Origin of the sequence: Raoultella sp. T31 (assembly GCF_002806725.1) — a bacterium.
Taxonomy (GTDB): Bacteria; Pseudomonadota; Gammaproteobacteria; order Enterobacterales; family Enterobacteriaceae; genus Klebsiella; species Klebsiella electrica.
On record NZ_PIBO01000066.1, the window covers coordinates 1 to 15,468 of the forward strand.

A 15,468-nucleotide genomic window follows, 5' to 3' on the forward strand; every position below is an offset into this window, starting at 1 on the left:
TCGCGTTCGAACACAGCACCTGTAGGCCGGGTAAGGCAACGCCGCCACCCGGCGCTCAAACCACGAGGCCAGATGAGTCGCGTTCGAACACAGCACTGTCGGCCGGGTAAGGCAACGCCGCCACCCGGCACCAGGACCACAAGGCCAGATGAGTCGCGTTCGAACACAGCACTGTCGGCCGGGTAAGGCGAAGCCGCCACCCGGCGTCAGGACCACAAGGCCAGATGAGTCGCGTTCGAACACAGTACCGTAGGCCGGGTAAGGCAACACCGCCACCCGGCACCAGGACCACGAAGCAAGATGAGTCGCGTTCGAACACAGCACCTGTAGGCCGGGTAAGGCAACGCCGCCACCCGGCACCAGGACCACAAGGCCAGATTAGTCGCGTTCGAACACAGCACCTGTAGGCCGGGTAAGGCGAAGCCGCCACCCGGCGCCCAAACCACGAGGCCATAATGATTCACGTTGAAAATGTCAGTAAGACCTTTGTACTCCACCAGCAAAACGGCGTGCGCCTGCCGGTGCTGCAGAATGCCTCTCTGGAGGTCAGCAATGGCGAGTGCGTGGTGCTGCACGGCCATTCCGGCAGCGGCAAATCCACCCTGCTGCGTTCGCTGTATGCCAACTACCTGCCGGACACTGGCCATATCCATATCCGCCACGGCGACGAATGGGTTGATCTGGTCAACGCCTCGCCGCGAAAAGTGCTGGAAGTCCGCAAGCGCACCATCGGCTGGGTCAGCCAGTTCCTGAGGGTGATCCCGAGGATTTCCGCCCTCGAAGTGGTGATGCAACCGCTGCTCGACCTCGGTATCCCGCGCGATACCTGCGCTTCGCGGGCTGCCCGTCTGCTGACGCGCCTGAACGTTCCGCAACGATTATGGCATCTGGCGCCATCCACCTTTTCCGGCGGGGAACAGCAGCGGGTCAATATCGCCCGCGGTTTCGCGGTGGATTACCCGATCTTATTGCTTGATGAACCAACCGCCTCGCTGGACGCCATAAACAGCGCCGCCGTAGTGGAACTGATTAATGAAGCCAAAGCGCGCGGCGCGGCTATCGTCGGCATTTTCCATGATGAAACGGTCCGCAATCAGGTCGCCGACCGACTGCACCCGATGGGAATAACAGCATGATTATCAACAATGTAAACCTGGTTCTCGAAGACGAAGTGGTACACGGTTCGCTGGAAGTACAGGAGGGCAGAATTTACGCCTTTGCCGAAAGTCAGAGCCAGCTGCCGCAGGCGCTCGACGGTGAAGGCGGCTGGCTGCTGCCCGGGCTGATTGAGCTGCATACCGATAATCTGGACAAATTCTTTACTCCGCGCCCGAAAGTCGACTGGCCCGCTCATTCGGCGATGAGCAGCCACGATGCGCTGATGGTCGCCAGCGGCATCACCACCGTACTGGATGCGGTCGCCATTGGCGACGTCCGCGACGGCGGCGATCGGCTGGAAAATCTGGAAAAGATGATCAACGCCGTCGAAGAGACACAAAAACGTGGGCTTAATCGTGCCGAACACCGCCTGCACCTGCGCTGCGAGCTGCCACACCACACTACGCTGCCGCTGTTTGAAAAACTGGTTGGCCGCGATCCGGTGAGCATGGTCTCCTTAATGGATCACTCCCCAGGCCAGCGCCAGTACGCCGACCGTCGCAAGTACCGCGATTACTATCAGGGAAAATACCACCTGACCAACGAAGAGATGGATCGCTTCGAAGAAGAGCAGATGGCGCTGGCAGCGACCTGGTCACAGCCGAACCGTCAAACCATTGCGGCAATATGTCGCGAGCGCAATATCGCGCTCGCCAGCCATGATGACGCAACGCCCGAGCATGTTGTCGAATCACATCAACTTGGCAGCGTGATCGCCGAATTTCCTACCACATTAGCCGCGGCAGAGGCTTCACGTCAGCACGGTATGAACGTGCTGATGGGCGCCCCCAATATCGTGCGCGGCGGTTCGCACTCCGGCAACGTCGCCGCCCACCAGCTGGCGGCCAGCAACCTGCTCGATATTTTGTCGTCAGACTATTATCCCGCCAGCCTGCTGGATGCGGCATTCCGCATCGCGGACGACGACGACAACGCCTTCACGCTGGCGCAGGCCATTTGTCTGGTCAGCAAAAATCCGGCCCAGGCGCTGGGGTTAGACGACCGCGGGAGGATTGCGGAAGGTAAACGTGCCGATATGGTGCTGGCGCACCGTCGCGGCGAACATGTCCATATTGACCACGTCTGGCGTCAAGGAAAGAGGGTCTTCTGATGAGCGGAAAATTGATTTGGCTGGTGGGTGCCTCCGGTTCCGGAAAAGACAGCCTGCTGGCGGCCTTACGCCAGCGCGAAAATACGCAATTGCTGGTGGCGCATCGCTATATCACGCGCCCGTTCAACGCCGGCAGCGAGAATCATATTGCCCTCAGCAAGCAGGAGTTTTTCAACCGCGCCGAGCGCCAGCTGTTTGCCCTGAGCTGGCATGCCAATAATAATTACTACGGAATCGGCATCGAAATTGACCTGTGGCTACACGCCGGTTTTGACGTGGTGGCCAATGGTTCTCGCGCCCATCTGCCGCAGGCGCGAGCGCGCTATGCGGGCGCGCTCCTGCCCATCTGCCTGCAGGTCACGCCGGAGGTGCTGCGCCAGCGCCTGGAGCAGCGCGGACGAGAGAGCGAAACGGAAATCGCTCTGCGCCTGGAACGCGCGGCGCGCTATACCCCCTCCGACTGCCTGACCCTGAACAACAACGGCAGCCTCGGACAATCCGTCGAGCAGTTCTTCACCCTGCTGCGCCGCCACTCTGCCCGACAAGAGAATCAGCATGCCTGCCTGTGAACTCCGCGCTCCGATCCTGGACGACGTCGATGCCGTCTATGCGTTAATTTGCGAACTTAAGCAAAAAGCGTACGATCGCCGCCATTTCGCCGCCGGGTTTGCCATGAACCTGCAAAATCCCACCCTGCGCTATCAGCTGGCGCTGGTGGAGGGAGAGACGGTCGGGCTGATTGGGCTACAGTTGCAGTTCCCGCTTAATTTCAACGCCTGGATCGGAGAAGTGCAGGAACTGGTGGTGCTGCCGCAGAGGCGCGGCCTGCACATCGGCCAGGCGCTGCTGGCGTGGGCGGAGCAGGAAGCCCGCAAACAGGGCGCGCAAATGGTGGAGCTCTCCAGCGGGAAAGGCCGCCCCGACGCCCACCGCTTTTATCACCGGGAAGGGTATACGCAAAGCCATCTGCGTTTTAAAAAAGCGCTGTAAGGAGGAAGTATGGGCCTGACTATTCGCTTAACCGGCACCGGCGGCGCCCAGCTGGTTCCGGTTTTCGGCTGCGACTGCGCGGCCTGTCAGCGTGCGCGCAGCGATGAGACTCATCGCCGCCGCCCCTGTAGCGCGGTTGTGACCTTCAATCACACCGTCACACTGCTGGATGCCGGGCTGCCCGATTTGATGGATCGCTGGCCTGCCGGCCATTTTCAGCAGTTTTTGCTTACCCACTATCATATGGATCATGTTCAGGGATTATTCCCGCTGCGCTGGGGCGTCGGCGCGCCGATCCCGGTGTTTGGCCCGCCGGATCCCGAAGGCTGCGATGACCTGTTTAAACACCCTGGCCTGCTGGATTTCAGCCATACCGTTGAGCCGTTTGTGGTGTTTGAACTCCAGGGATTGCGGGTGACGCCGCTGCCGCTGAATCACTCGAAGCTGACGTATGGCTATCTGCTGGAGTCGGCGCACAGCCGGGTGGCCTGGCTGTCGGATACCGCCGGATTACCGGAAAAGACGCTCAAATTCTTACTGAATAACCAGCCGCAGGCGATCGTGATCGACTGCAGCCATGAGCCGCGCCCGCAGCCCTCACGCAACCACTGCGATTTGAATACGGTACGCGCCATTAACCAGGTGCTGGCCTGCCCACGGGTCATTCTGACCCATATCAGCCACCAGTTTGATCTGTGGCTGATGGACCATCCGCTGCCGCCGGGGTTTGAGGCCGGCTATGACGGCATGGAGATCGTGCTGGATTAATCTTTGACCCGGCCAGCGTCGCGTCACCACGGCGATGAACGACAGCACGGTTAATCGTCGTCATCCAGTCGTCGCTGGTCGTCCTCCAGCTGCCGCCGATCCTGATCCAACTGGCGCTGGCGATCGTCGAGCTGACGGCGACGCTCTTCTATCTGTCGCTGCCGATCGTCGTATTGCCGTCGGCGATCGGCGCTATGCTGGCGGCTATCCTGGTAACGTCCGTCATCATAGCGGTCTTCGTCATCAGGGCGGCTATCGCCGGGGTTATAGGCATCATTAATCGCCTGCTGAATATTACCGATTGCGTCATCAATAATATCAGCGCGCGCCAGCTGACTGCTCAGCGACAGCGTGCAGAAGATTAAAGCGGTAAAGTAACGTTTCATAGAGCCAGTCTCTTCAGGGGGCTGACCCTACGTTAATCAACGGTCGTCACGGCGAGTAGCGGAGGAATCTCAAATCCGCCGCCATTTGCTCCTGATACGGCCGCGCTCGCTGTTTAACGGGCCCCGCCGACGTGGGCTGTCGTCACCTGTCGCAGCGCCTGCATCAACTGTGTCCGACTGAAGGGTTTGCGCAGCAGCTCCACGTCCGGCAGCGCGGGATTGTGCGCCGGACGCAGATCCTGACCGCTGATCAGCAGCACCGCCACCGTCGGGAAACGGCGCTGGGTTTCGTTAATCACCTCGGCTCCGCTCAATCGGCCCGGCAGCATCAGGTCGCTAATCAGCAGCGCGATTTCCGTCGAAGCCTCAAGTAACTGCAGCGCCTGCTCTCCGTTCCCGGCTTCCAGGGTTAACCAGCCGAGCTGATGAAGCTGCTCGCAAAGAGTCTGACGTACATCGGCCTCATCCTCGAGCACCAGCGCCAGCCGCTCGCTGCTCACCGTCTGCTCGACTTCCGGCAACGTGCCGCCGGTCGGCGCCTGCACCGCCGCACGCGGCAGCTGTAAACGCACCGTGGTTCCCTGGCCCGGCGCGCTCTCAATAGCCACCCGCCCGCCGGACTGGCGGACAAAACCATAGACCATCGACAGCCCCAGACCGCTGCCGCTGCCGGTTTGTTTGGTGGTAAAAAACGGTTCGAACACCTGGGCCTTAATCTCCTGCGACATCCCGCTGCCGTGGTCAATCACCTCCAGCGCCACCATATCCTGACGCCGCCCGTCGCTGCGGGCCACGCGCTGGTTCCAGGTGCGCAGCTTGATAACCCCTGCACGCCCTTCCATTGCATCGCGAGCGTTCATCACCAGATTGATAATGGCGTTTTCCAGCTGGCCGACGTCTATCCAGGCCGGCCACGCGGGTGACTGCGCCTCAATCTCCAGACTCAACGTCGCCGGCAGAGAATGGCGCATCAGCTCGCCCAGGTTCTCCAGCAGCGGTTTCATCGCCACGGCATTGGGGTGCAGCGCCTGTTTACGCGAGAAGGCCAGCAGCCGCTGGGTGAGCAGTGCGCCGCGCTCTGCGGCCTTGCGTGCCCGGGAGATCCGCGGTAGGTCCGCGTCCTGCGGCTGAACCAGTTCAAGACTGCCGATAATCACCGCCAGCAGGTTATTAAAATCATGCGCCAGACCGCCGGTCAGCTGGCCAACCGCTTTCATTTTCTGGCTGTGAACCAGCGCCTGCTCCAGCCCTTTGCGTTCGGTCCTGTCGAGCACCACGTTGACCAGCCCCCGCCCGGGTACCGGGCTAAAACGCAGTTCAATAGTGCGGCCGCTCGCCAGCAGTAGCTCCTGGGGTTTGGGCAGCGGACGGGCCAGATTATCGCGAATATGTTCCGCCAGAGGGGCGGCCTGCCCCAGCAGCTGCTGATAGTGAATGCCGCGCTGCAGGTCATTGGCCGTCAGCCCCAGCAGCAGCGGATACTGTGGATTCCACACCACCAGCAGCCCCTGATTATCAAACAGCGCGAAGCCGTCGCGCATGGCATGAAAGGTGGTCTCCAGCAGGGTACTTTTTTCTTTCAGCAGCTGGGAGGTATGGGCCAACGACGCGGTATTGCGGGCAAAGACGTTGAAGGCGCGCGCCAGCTCTCCAAGCTCATCGCGTCGCTGAAGCCCCGGGACAGAGACCTCCTGCTCGCCGTAGGCCAGACGCGACATCGCGCGCGAGATAGCGGTCAGACTGGAGCCGAGGTTACGGTAGATATACCAGCCGGCGAAGCCGGTTATCACCAGCGCCAGCAGCGCCGACAGCAAAATAAACATGCTGATGGAACGCAGCTCCTGATGGCTCTGTGCCGCCCGCAGCTCAGACGCCTGCGCGACCCGGGCAACGTACTGATTAATATCGCTGTTGAGCAGCGCCACCAGCGCCTTAATGTGAAACATATACCAGCCGATGGCCAAATCGCTCTCCTCCAGCTGCGCCGATAACGGCTCCAGCCTGGCCAGCTCGCCATTGAAATCCTGCAGAATCGCCGCCAGCGTTGGGTCGCGGCTGGTTGTCGGCAGAAAATCTCTCACTTTGTCCAGCTGCTGGACTATCGATCGTGGCGTCGACGTATGGATGGCCGCAACGATCAGCCGATCCATCTCCGCCAGCGGCCGGGGATCGATCCCGTCAGCGTCATGTCGATCGTTAAGATCCTGAATATGCCGGAGATAACTCTGATTCTGATACAGCGAACTGAGCAGTTCATTACGCTGCAGATGACGACGCTGCCCGCGTTCCAGCATGCCGCTGACGCTCTGCTGCAGCTCATTGCTGCGGCGAATAATATTGCCCACCAGCGCCAGCTCCTGTTGCGCCAGCGGCGCGGCGGCGAGGTGAGAGAGTGAATATTTCAGGGCCTGCTGAGTCTCCAGCAGGCGTTCAGCTTCGCTTTTATACTCCAGCGCACCGACCACCTGCGAGAGGCGAACCGCCGAGGTGGCGACGTTCGCGGTATCACGCGCCAGATTCATGCTGCCGGTCATATCGTCCAGCGTCTGCTGCTGCACCTGCTCTTGCAGCAGGCTGGCATGGCGAAAACCCAGCAGCGAGACGCCAGCCACCATCAGCGTGACCGCAACCATCAGCAAATTAAACGACAGCAGGCGCCCGCGAGCGCTGGTGAAAAACCGGTAGCGATGGGATGGCATGGTCAGCTCCACGATCTTTTTATTTATCCTGGCGGTTGCTGACCCACAGCGGGAGAGCCATCGCGCGTAATTGTGAGCCAGATTCAGTATTCATCAATATGACAAATATGAACGGCGTCTGACATTTTGCATTTATTGTTGTGTGGTGCACTGCGATTCTCGAAGACACTCGCAGGAGAGCCACCATGCAGGGGACACCGGTACTATCCATGCGCAATATTGCCAAAGCCTTTGGCAAGTTTTATGCGCTGAAAGGCGTCGATCTGACGGTCTGGCCCGGCGAGATCCACGCCTTAATGGGCGAGAACGGCGCCGGTAAAAGCACGCTAATGAAGATCCTCGCCGGGGCGTATACCGCCACCAGCGGCGAGATCCTGATCGACGGACAGCCGCAGGTGATTAAAGGGCCAAAAGATGCGCTGGCCGCCGGGATCACGCTGATTTACCAGGAGATGCAGCTGGCACCGAACTTAACCGTCGCGGAGAATATTTTTCTCGGCAGCGAACTGGCGCGCGGCGGACTGGTGCAGCGCAAAGAGATGATGAATCAGGCCCAGGCGGTCATCGATCGCCTCGGCGCCCAGTTCAGGGCCAGCGACCGGGTGATGGCCCTGACCATTGCCGAACAGCAGCAGGTGGAGATCGCCCGCGCCCTGCATCGCAACAGCCGGGTGCTGGTGATGGATGAGCCCACCGCCGCCCTCTCCTCCCGCGAGACTCATCGCCTGTTTGAACTGATTCTGCGCCTGCGCGACGAAGGGATGGCGATTATCTATATCAGCCATCGCATGGCGGAGGTTTATGAACTGTCTGACCGCGTCAGCGTGCTGCGCGACGGCCAGTATGTCGGCAGCCTGACCCGCGACAAGCTCAACGCCTCCGAACTGGTGCGAATGATGGTCGGCCGTCCGTTAAGCGACCTGTTCAATAAAGAGCGTGATATTCCGCCCGGCCAGCCGCGCCTGCGGGTAGAGGATTTGACCGACGGCGGCAAAGTGAAGGCCAGCAGTCTGGTGGTACGGGCGGGGGAAATCGTCGGTCTCGCCGGTCTGGTCGGTGCCGGTCGCTCCGAACTGGCGCAGCTGATTTTCGGCGTGCGCCGGGCCACCGGCGGCGTCATCGAGATCGATGGCGAGCCGGTAGTCATTCACTCCCCGCGCGCAGCCATCGATCTGGGCATCGGTTTTCTCACCGAAAACCGCAAGGAGCAGGGGCTGTTCCTCGAAATGGCGGCGCAGGAGAACATCACCATGGCCACCCTCGAACGGGATGCCCGCTGGGGCATGCTCAATCGCAAAAAGGCGCAGACCCTCTCCGACGATGCTATCTCCCTGCTCAATATTCGCGTGCCGCACGCACAGGTACGTGCCGGCGGCCTTTCCGGCGGCAATCAGCAAAAGCTGCTGATCTCCCGCTGGGTCGCCATCGGTCCGCGTATTTTACTGCTTGATGAACCGACGCGCGGCGTTGACGTCGGCGCCAAAAGCGAGATTTACCGCATCATGACCCAGATGGCGCGCCAGGGGGTGGCCATCCTGATGATCTCCAGCGAACTCCCCGAAGTCGTCGGCATGAGCGATCGGGTCTACGTCATGCGCGAAGGCAGCATCGCCGGCGAACTCCAGGCCGGCGACATCAGCCAGGAAAGCATTATGACGCTGGCCACCGGCGTTAACGACTCTCACCTTAAGGCGGTATCACCATGACAATACAGAAAGAGACTGCCGCGCAGCCGGTGGCAAAATCCGTATCAGCGAAGAAAATCCTGATGGGCGATCTGGTACAAACGGTCGGTATCCTGCCGATTTTGATCCTGATCGTCGCGGTATTTGGCTTTATCGCTCCCAACTTCTTTACCGAAAGCAACCTGCTGAATATTACCCGTCAGGCATCGATCAACATCGTCCTCGCCGCCGGGATGACCTTCATCATTCTGACCGGAGGGATCGATCTGTCCGTCGGCTCGATTCTCGGCACGACCGCGGTCGCCGCCATGGTGGTGTCGCTGATCCCGGAGCTGTCGCTGCTGTCGATTTCGGCAGCGCTGATGCTCGGCCTGCTGCTCGGTTTGTTTAACGGCGCGCTGGTCGCCTTCGCCGGACTACCGCCGTTTATCGTGACGCTCGGGACCTACACGGCCCTGCGCGGGGCCGCCTATCTGCTGGCCAACGGCACCACGGTGATTAACTCCGATATCAGCTTCGAATGGATCGGCAATGATTACCTCGGACCGGTTCCGTGGCTGGTGGTGATCGCCCTGATGGTGGTGGCGGTGTGCTGGTTCATTCTGCGCCGCACCACCCTGGGCGTTCATATCTACGCCGTAGGCGGCAACATGCAGGCGGCAAGGCTCACCGGGATCAAAGTGTGGCTGGTGCTGCTGTTCGTTTACGGCATGAGCGGCCTGCTCTCCGGGCTGGGCGGCGTCATGAGCGCCTCGCGGCTGTACAGCGCGAACGGCAACCTCGGCGTCGGTTATGAGCTGGATGCCATCGCCGCCGTTATTCTCGGCGGGACCAGCTTCGTCGGCGGCATCGGCACGATCACCGGCACACTGGTGGGGGCGCTGATTATCGCCACGCTCAATAATGGCATGACGCTGATGGGCGTCTCCTATTTCTGGCAACTGGTGATCAAAGGGGCGGTGATCATCATTGCGGTGCTGATCGACAAATACCGTACCCGACACCATCAAAGTGCATAACAACAATACCCTACAGACAGAGGAAAACAGCATGCGTTTGAAACCCGTAGTAACCGCACTCTGTGCCGGCGCGCTGCTTGCCGCAGCGCCCTTTACCCAGGCCAAAGAGCTGAAGTCAATCGGCGTCACGGTGGGGGATTTAGCCAACCCGTTCTTCGTACAAATCACCAAAGGCGCGGAGCTGGAAGCCCGTAAGCTGGCCGGAGACAATGTGAAAGTGACGCTGGTCTCCAGCGGTTACGATCTCGGTCAGCAGGTGGCGCAGATCGATAACTTTATTGCCGCCAAAGTCGACATGATTATCCTCAACGCCGCCGACTCAAAAGGGATTGGCCCGGCGGTGAAACGCGCGAAAGATGCCGGGATCGTGGTGGTTGCGGTGGACGTGGCCGCCGAAGGCGCCAATGCCACCATCACCTCTGATAACACTCAGGCGGGAGAAATGGCCTGTAAATACATCACCGACCGCCTGAAAGGCAAAGGGAATGTGGTGATTATCAACGGGCCGCCGGTTTCCGCCGTGCAGAACCGCGTCGAAGGTTGCCAGGCCGAGTTTGCGCGCCACCCGGATATTAAAGTGCTCTCCTACAACCAGAACGCCAAAGGTAGTCGTGAGGGCGGCCTGGAAATTATGACCTCATTGCTGGCCGCGAATCCGAAGATCGATGGCGTCTTTGCCATCAACGATCCGACCGCGATCGGTGCCGATCTGGCGGCCAAACAGGCGCAACGTCATGAGTTCTTTATCGTTGGCGTCGACGGGAGTCCGGACGGCGAAGAGGCGCTGAAACGTAAAAACTCGCTGTTTGTGGCGACGCCAGCGCAGGACCCGCAGGTGATGGCGGCGAAAGCGGTAGAGATAGGTTATGACATTCTGCAGGGTAAACCGGCGCCGACCGCGCCGGTGCTGATCCCGGTGACCCTGATCGATAAAAACAATATCGGTAGTTATAAAGGCTGGACCGTGAAGTAAGGGCATTATTTCCCCCGCTGGCCCCGCATCTGCCGGGGCTACGCCGCTCTGTCGCCGTGGATAACATCCGCGGCGAACACATAGCCCAGGCCGCGTAGGGTTCTGATAAGCGTCGGCTGATGCGAATTCGGTTCAATTTTGCGCCGCAGGCGCATAATCAGCACGTCAATTGTCCGGTCAAAGACTTCGGTGCTCTCGCTATGGGTCAAGGCCAGCAGCTGTTCGCGATTGAGCACCCGGCGGGCGTTTTGCGCCAGCGCCAGCAGCAGGCTGTACTCTCCCTGGGTCAACGGCACCACTTGCTGTTGCGGATTAAACAACTCGCAGCGAAACGTATCCAGCCGCCAGCCGTTAAAGAGCAATCCCGCGCCGCCGCCCGCGCCTTCAACACCCAGCGCGCCGCTGCGCCTGAGCACCGCCTTCACCCTGGCCACCACCACCCGGGAATTAAACGGTTTGGCAATATAATCATCGGCGCCCATTTCCAGCCCGACCACCACGTCGGATTCGCTGCCGAGGCCGGTCAGCATCACCACCGGTAAATCAGGCCGGCTGCGCTGCAGCTGTTGCAGTACCAGCAGCCCGTTAGTGTCGGGGAGAATCATATCCAGCAGCACCAGCGAAATATCCGCCCGCCGGGCCGCCACCGCCAGCGCATCGCTGCCGGTCTGGCACACCAGCACGTCAAAAACATGCGCGCTGAGCACATCGCTAAGCAGTTCGCCAATCGCGCTGTCATCATCTACAACCAAAATGACCGGTTTCATAACTTGCCCCTGCCCGCACGGAACGATCTCTGTCTGATTAATTCAGCAAAGCCCCCCCGACAAATCCATTATCGGATCGCGTTTCTTCAATCCATGTCACATCTCGCCCCTCTTCGACACGTCAAAACTGACGACGCCCTGCTTTTCGTCAGCATTTAGCCCAAACAATCGACGTATCATCAGTCAATACCCACAAGAAAAACATGGCATAGAAGATGCATATTGACGGCGTGATAGCGCATATGCGCCCATTGATGAACTGGAGCAAGACCGATGAAAAAAGTCGTCACGGTTTGCCCGTATTGCGCATCAGGTTGCAAAATCAATCTGGTGGTCGATAACGGCAAAATCGTCCGGGCTGAGGCGGCACAAGGGAAAACCAACCAGGGGACCCTGTGTCTGAAAGGCTATTATGGCTGGGATTTCATTAACGATACCCAGATCCTCACCCCGCGCCTGAAAACCCCTATGATCCGCCGTCAGCGTGGCGGCAAACTGGAATCCGTCTCCTGGCAGGAAGCGCTCGACTACGTCGCCACCCGTCTCAGCGCCATTAAGGCGAAGTACGGTCCGGACGCGATTCAGACTACCGGCTCATCCCGTGGGACGGGTAACGAAACTAACTATGTGATGCAAAAGTTCGCGCGCGCCGTTATTGGTACCAATAACGTCGACTGCTGCGCTCGCGTCTGACACGGCCCTTCGGTTGCAGGTCTGCACCAGTCGGTCGGTAATGGCGCCATGAGTAATGCCATCACAGAGATTGATAACACCGATCTCGTGTTTATCTTCGGGTACAACCCGGCAGATTCACACCCTATTGTGGCGAATCACGTGATTAACGCCAAACGCAATGGGGCGAAAATCATCGTCTGCGATCCGCGAAAAATCGAAACCGCGCGCATCGCCGATATGCACATTGCGCTGAAGAACGGCTCAAACATTGCGCTGCTCAACGCCATCGGCCACGTGATTATTGAAGAAGATCTCTACGATAAATCCTTCGTCGCCAGCCGTTCCGAGGGTTTCGAAGAGTATCGCAAAATCGTCGAAGGCTATACGCCGGAGTCGGTGGAAACTATCACCGGCGTCAGCGCGCAGGAGATTCGCGCCTGTGCCCGCATGTACGCCAGCGCGAAATCCGCCGCCATCCTGTGGGGCATGGGCGTGACCCAGTTCTATCAGGGCGTTGAGACCGTACGCTCGCTGACCAGCCTGGCGATCCTCACCGGTAATCTCGGCAAACCGAGCGTCGGCGTTAACCCGGTGCGCGGCCAGAACAACGTTCAGGGCGCCTGCGATATGGGCGCGCTGCCCGATACTTATCCAGGCTATCAATACGTGAAGTTCCCGGAGCACCGCGAGAAGTTCGCCAGAGCCTGGGGCGTCGATAGCCTGCCGGCGCATACCGGCTATCGCATCAGCGAGCTGCCGCACCGCGCGGCACACGGCGAAGTACGGGCGGCGTACATTATGGGCGAAGATCCGCTGCAGACCGACGCCGAGCTCTCTGCCGTACGTAAAGCGTTTGACGAGCTGGAGCTGGTGATTGTCCAGGATATTTTCATGACCAAAACCGCCGCGGCGGCCGATGTCATCCTGCCGTCCACCTCGTGGGGTGAGCATGAAGGCGTCTATACCGCAGCGGACCGCGGCTTCCAGCGCTTCTTTAAAGCGGTAGAGCCGAAGTGGGACCTGAAAACCGACTGGCAGATCATCAGCGAAATCGCCACCCGGATGGGCTATCCGATGCACTACAACAACACCCAGGAGATCTGGGACGAGTTGCGGCATCTGTGCCCGGACTTTTACGGCGCCACCTACGAGAAAATGGGCGAGCTGGGCTACGTCATGTGGCCGTGCCGCGATGAGTCCGACACCGACCAGGGGACCTCTTATCTGTTTAAAGAGCGCTTCGACACCCCGAACGGCCTCGCGCAGTTCTTCACCTGCGACTGGGTTGCGCCGATCGATAAGCTCACCGACGAGTACCCGATGGTGCTCTCCACCGTGCGCGAAGTGGGCCACTATTCGTGCCGTTCGATGACCGGCAACTGTGCGGCGCTGGCCGCGCTGGCGGATGAACCGGGCTATGCGCAAATCAATACCGCCGATGCCGCGCGACTGGGCATTGAGGATGAGGCGCTGGTGTGGGTTAATTCGCGTAAAGGGCGCATTATCACCCGCGCGCAGGTCAGCGATCGGCCGAATAAAGGGGCGGTCTATATGACCTATCAGTGGTGGATTGGCGCCTGTAACGAGCTGGTCACGGAGAACTTAAGCCCGATAACCAAAACGCCGGAGTACAAGTACTGTGCCGTCAACGTTGAGCGCATCGCCGACCAGCGTGCCGCCGAACAGTATGTGATTGATGAGTACAACAAGCTGAAAGCCCGCCTGCGCGAAAGCGCAATGGGTTAATCAGGCCGCCTCCGTGGAGGCGGCGCTTCGCGCCTGCCCTGGCTATCGAACCGCAGACAACAGCGAATCGGTAGCCCGGGTAAGGCGTTTACGCCACGGCCCGGAAAAACAGACGGCACGATTGTCAGGCTATTCCCCACAAGTTCCCGTCGTTTTCTTCTTCTTCACCTGCCTTTATACTGCGCGCTGTGTTCATGACCGATAATAAAAAATGAAATACCTCTATTTACTTCTGATGCTGTTCTCTCTTGCCGCAGGCGCCGCGGATCCCGGCAGCCAGTACAAACAACTGGCGGAAGCCGGCGATCCGCGGGCGCAGTACTATCTTGCCGATACCTACGTCAGTTCCGGCGATTATCAGCAGGCCGAATACTGGGCGCAGAAATCCGCCGATCGCGGTGACGGGGATGCGCTGGCGCTGCTGGCCCAGCTGAAAATTCGCAACCCGCAGCAGGCCGATTACAAACAGGCCAGAGAGCTGGCTGAGAAGGCGGTGCAGGTTGGCAGCAAGGCAGGAGAAATTATCCTGGCCCGCGTGCTGGTCAATCAACAGGCCGGGCCGACGGATTATTCCCATGCCATCATCCTGTTACAGGATGCTGCCCAGGATCCGGAAAGCGACTCCGCTGTCGACGCCCAGATGCTGTTAGGTTTGATTTACGCCAGCGGCGTGCAGATAACAGAGGATGACGCCAGGGCAACGGACTATTTTAAACGCAGCTCCTCGCTGTCCCGTACCGGCTATGCGGAATACTGGGCCGGGATGATGTTCCTGCAGGGAGAACAAGGCTTTATCGAACCCAACCAGCAGAAAGCGTTGCACTGGCTCAACGTCAGCTGTCAGGAGGGGTTTGATACCGGCTGCGAAGAGTTCGACAGGATAAGTAAAAGATAAGAAAAAGCCCGGCGCGATGTCGCCGGGCGGTGAGACCGCTGACAAACCTGTTGGAACCCGGTGCCCGCGTTTTCGCCGGGTGGCGGCTGACGCCTGACCCGGCCTACAACACCCGCAATCTCAACATTTGCACACCCTCTGTAGGCCCGTGCAAGCGCAGCGCCGCCGGGCAATGCAAGAAGCTATCTGGGTCCGGCGCGATATCGCCGGGTGGCGGCTGACCCGGCCTACAACACCCGCGATCTCAACACCTGCACAAGTTCTGTAGGCCCGCGCAAGCGCAGCGCCGCCGGGCAATGTAAGAAGCTATCTGGAGCCAGCGCGATGTCGCCGGGTGGTAAGAGCGCTGACAAACCAGCGTTGAACAGGGGGCCCGCCTTTTGCCGGGTGGCGGCTGACGCCTGACCCGGCCTACAACACCCGCAATCTCAACACCTGCACACCCTCTGTAGGCCCGTGCAAGCGCAGCGCCGCCGGGCAATGTAAGAAGCTATCTGGAGCCAGCGCGATGTCGCCGGGCGGTAAGAGCGCTGACAAACCAGCGTTGAACAGGGGGCCCGCATTTTGCCGGGTGGCGGCTGACGCCTGACCCGGCC

General features: G+C 59.9%; 13 protein-coding genes. 10 read left to right on the forward strand and 3 right to left on the reverse strand.

Annotated features, from left to right (window positions below; translation table 11 throughout):
* Positions 1-455 precede the first annotated feature (455 nt).
* From phnL to phnP, 5 genes are read left to right on the forward strand one after another with little or no spacing between them, the layout of a single operon-like run.
* Positions 456-1,136, forward strand: coding sequence for a phosphonate C-P lyase system protein PhnL (gene phnL / locus CWM52_RS25275; RefSeq protein ID WP_100686569.1), 681 nt, complete (start codon positions 456-458; stop codon positions 1,134-1,136).
* Positions 1,133-2,269 carry an alpha-D-ribose 1-methylphosphonate 5-triphosphate diphosphatase gene (gene phnM / locus CWM52_RS25280; protein ID WP_100686570.1) on the forward strand — a complete coding sequence of 379 codons (1,137 nt, stop codon included), beginning with the start codon at positions 1,133-1,135 and terminating at the stop codon, positions 2,267-2,269. The genes phnL and phnM overlap by 4 nt, the downstream gene beginning before the upstream one ends.
* Positions 2,269-2,838 carry a ribose 1,5-bisphosphokinase gene (gene phnN / locus CWM52_RS25285; protein ID WP_100686571.1) on the forward strand — a complete coding sequence of 190 codons (570 nt, stop codon included), beginning with the start codon at positions 2,269-2,271 and terminating at the stop codon, positions 2,836-2,838. The genes phnM and phnN overlap by 1 nt, the downstream gene beginning before the upstream one ends.
* Positions 2,825-3,259, forward strand: a complete 435-nt coding sequence (gene phnO / locus CWM52_RS25290; protein ID WP_100686572.1) for an aminoalkylphosphonate N-acetyltransferase — start codon at positions 2,825-2,827, stop codon at positions 3,257-3,259. The genes phnN and phnO overlap by 14 nt, the downstream gene beginning before the upstream one ends.
* A 9-nt stretch (positions 3,260-3,268) precedes the next feature.
* Positions 3,269-4,027, forward strand: a complete 759-nt coding sequence (gene phnP / locus CWM52_RS25295) for a phosphonate metabolism protein PhnP (protein ID WP_100686573.1) — start codon at positions 3,269-3,271, stop codon at positions 4,025-4,027.
* A gap of 50 nt (positions 4,028-4,077) precedes the next feature.
* On the opposite strand, the gene yjdP is transcribed toward phnP, so the two are convergent.
* Entirely contained in the window at positions 4,078-4,413 is a 336-nt protein-coding gene (yjdP, locus tag CWM52_RS25300; protein WP_100686574.1) for a DDRRRQL repeat protein YjdP, read from the reverse strand.
* A 113-nt stretch (positions 4,414-4,526) separates the two neighbouring features.
* Positions 4,527-7,112 carry an ATP-binding protein gene (locus CWM52_RS25305; protein ID WP_100686581.1) on the reverse strand — a complete coding sequence of 862 codons (2,586 nt, stop codon included), beginning with the start codon at positions 7,110-7,112 and terminating at the stop codon, positions 4,527-4,529.
* 185 nt (positions 7,113-7,297) lie between these two features.
* Between CWM52_RS25305 and CWM52_RS25310 the strand changes: the two genes are divergently transcribed.
* The 3 genes from CWM52_RS25310 to CWM52_RS25320 are packed head-to-tail and all read left to right on the forward strand — an operon-like array spanning position 7,298 to position 10,789.
* Positions 7,298-8,818, forward strand: a complete 1,521-nt coding sequence (locus CWM52_RS25310) for a sugar ABC transporter ATP-binding protein (protein WP_100686575.1) — start codon at positions 7,298-7,300, stop codon at positions 8,816-8,818.
* Positions 8,815-9,816, forward strand: a complete 1,002-nt coding sequence (locus CWM52_RS25315; RefSeq protein WP_100686576.1) for an ABC transporter permease subunit — start codon at positions 8,815-8,817, stop codon at positions 9,814-9,816. Before CWM52_RS25310 ends, CWM52_RS25315 begins: the two co-directional genes overlap by 4 nt.
* A gap of 31 nt (positions 9,817-9,847) precedes the next feature.
* Positions 9,848-10,789, forward strand: coding sequence for an ABC transporter substrate-binding protein (locus CWM52_RS25320; RefSeq protein ID WP_100686577.1), 942 nt, complete (start codon positions 9,848-9,850; stop codon positions 10,787-10,789).
* Positions 10,790-10,827: 38 nt separating this feature from the next.
* On the opposite strand, the gene CWM52_RS25325 is transcribed toward CWM52_RS25320, so the two are convergent.
* Positions 10,828-11,556 (reverse strand): response regulator transcription factor, encoded by a 729-nt coding sequence (locus tag CWM52_RS25325; RefSeq protein ID WP_100686578.1) that lies wholly within the window; start codon positions 11,554-11,556, stop codon positions 10,828-10,830.
* Between the two features lie 273 nt (positions 11,557-11,829).
* Here CWM52_RS25325 and fdhF point away from each other — a divergent pair, with 273 nt between their 5' ends.
* Positions 11,830-13,977 carry a formate dehydrogenase subunit alpha gene (gene fdhF, locus CWM52_RS25330; protein WP_100686579.1) on the forward strand — a complete coding sequence of 716 codons (2,148 nt, stop codon included), beginning with the start codon at positions 11,830-11,832 and terminating at the stop codon, positions 13,975-13,977.
* 211 nt (positions 13,978-14,188) lie between these two features.
* On the forward strand, positions 14,189-14,872 hold the full coding sequence (locus tag CWM52_RS25335; RefSeq protein WP_100686580.1) for a tetratricopeptide repeat protein: 684 nt from the start codon (positions 14,189-14,191) through the stop codon (positions 14,870-14,872).
* The last annotated feature ends 596 nt before the right edge of the window (positions 14,873-15,468 follow it).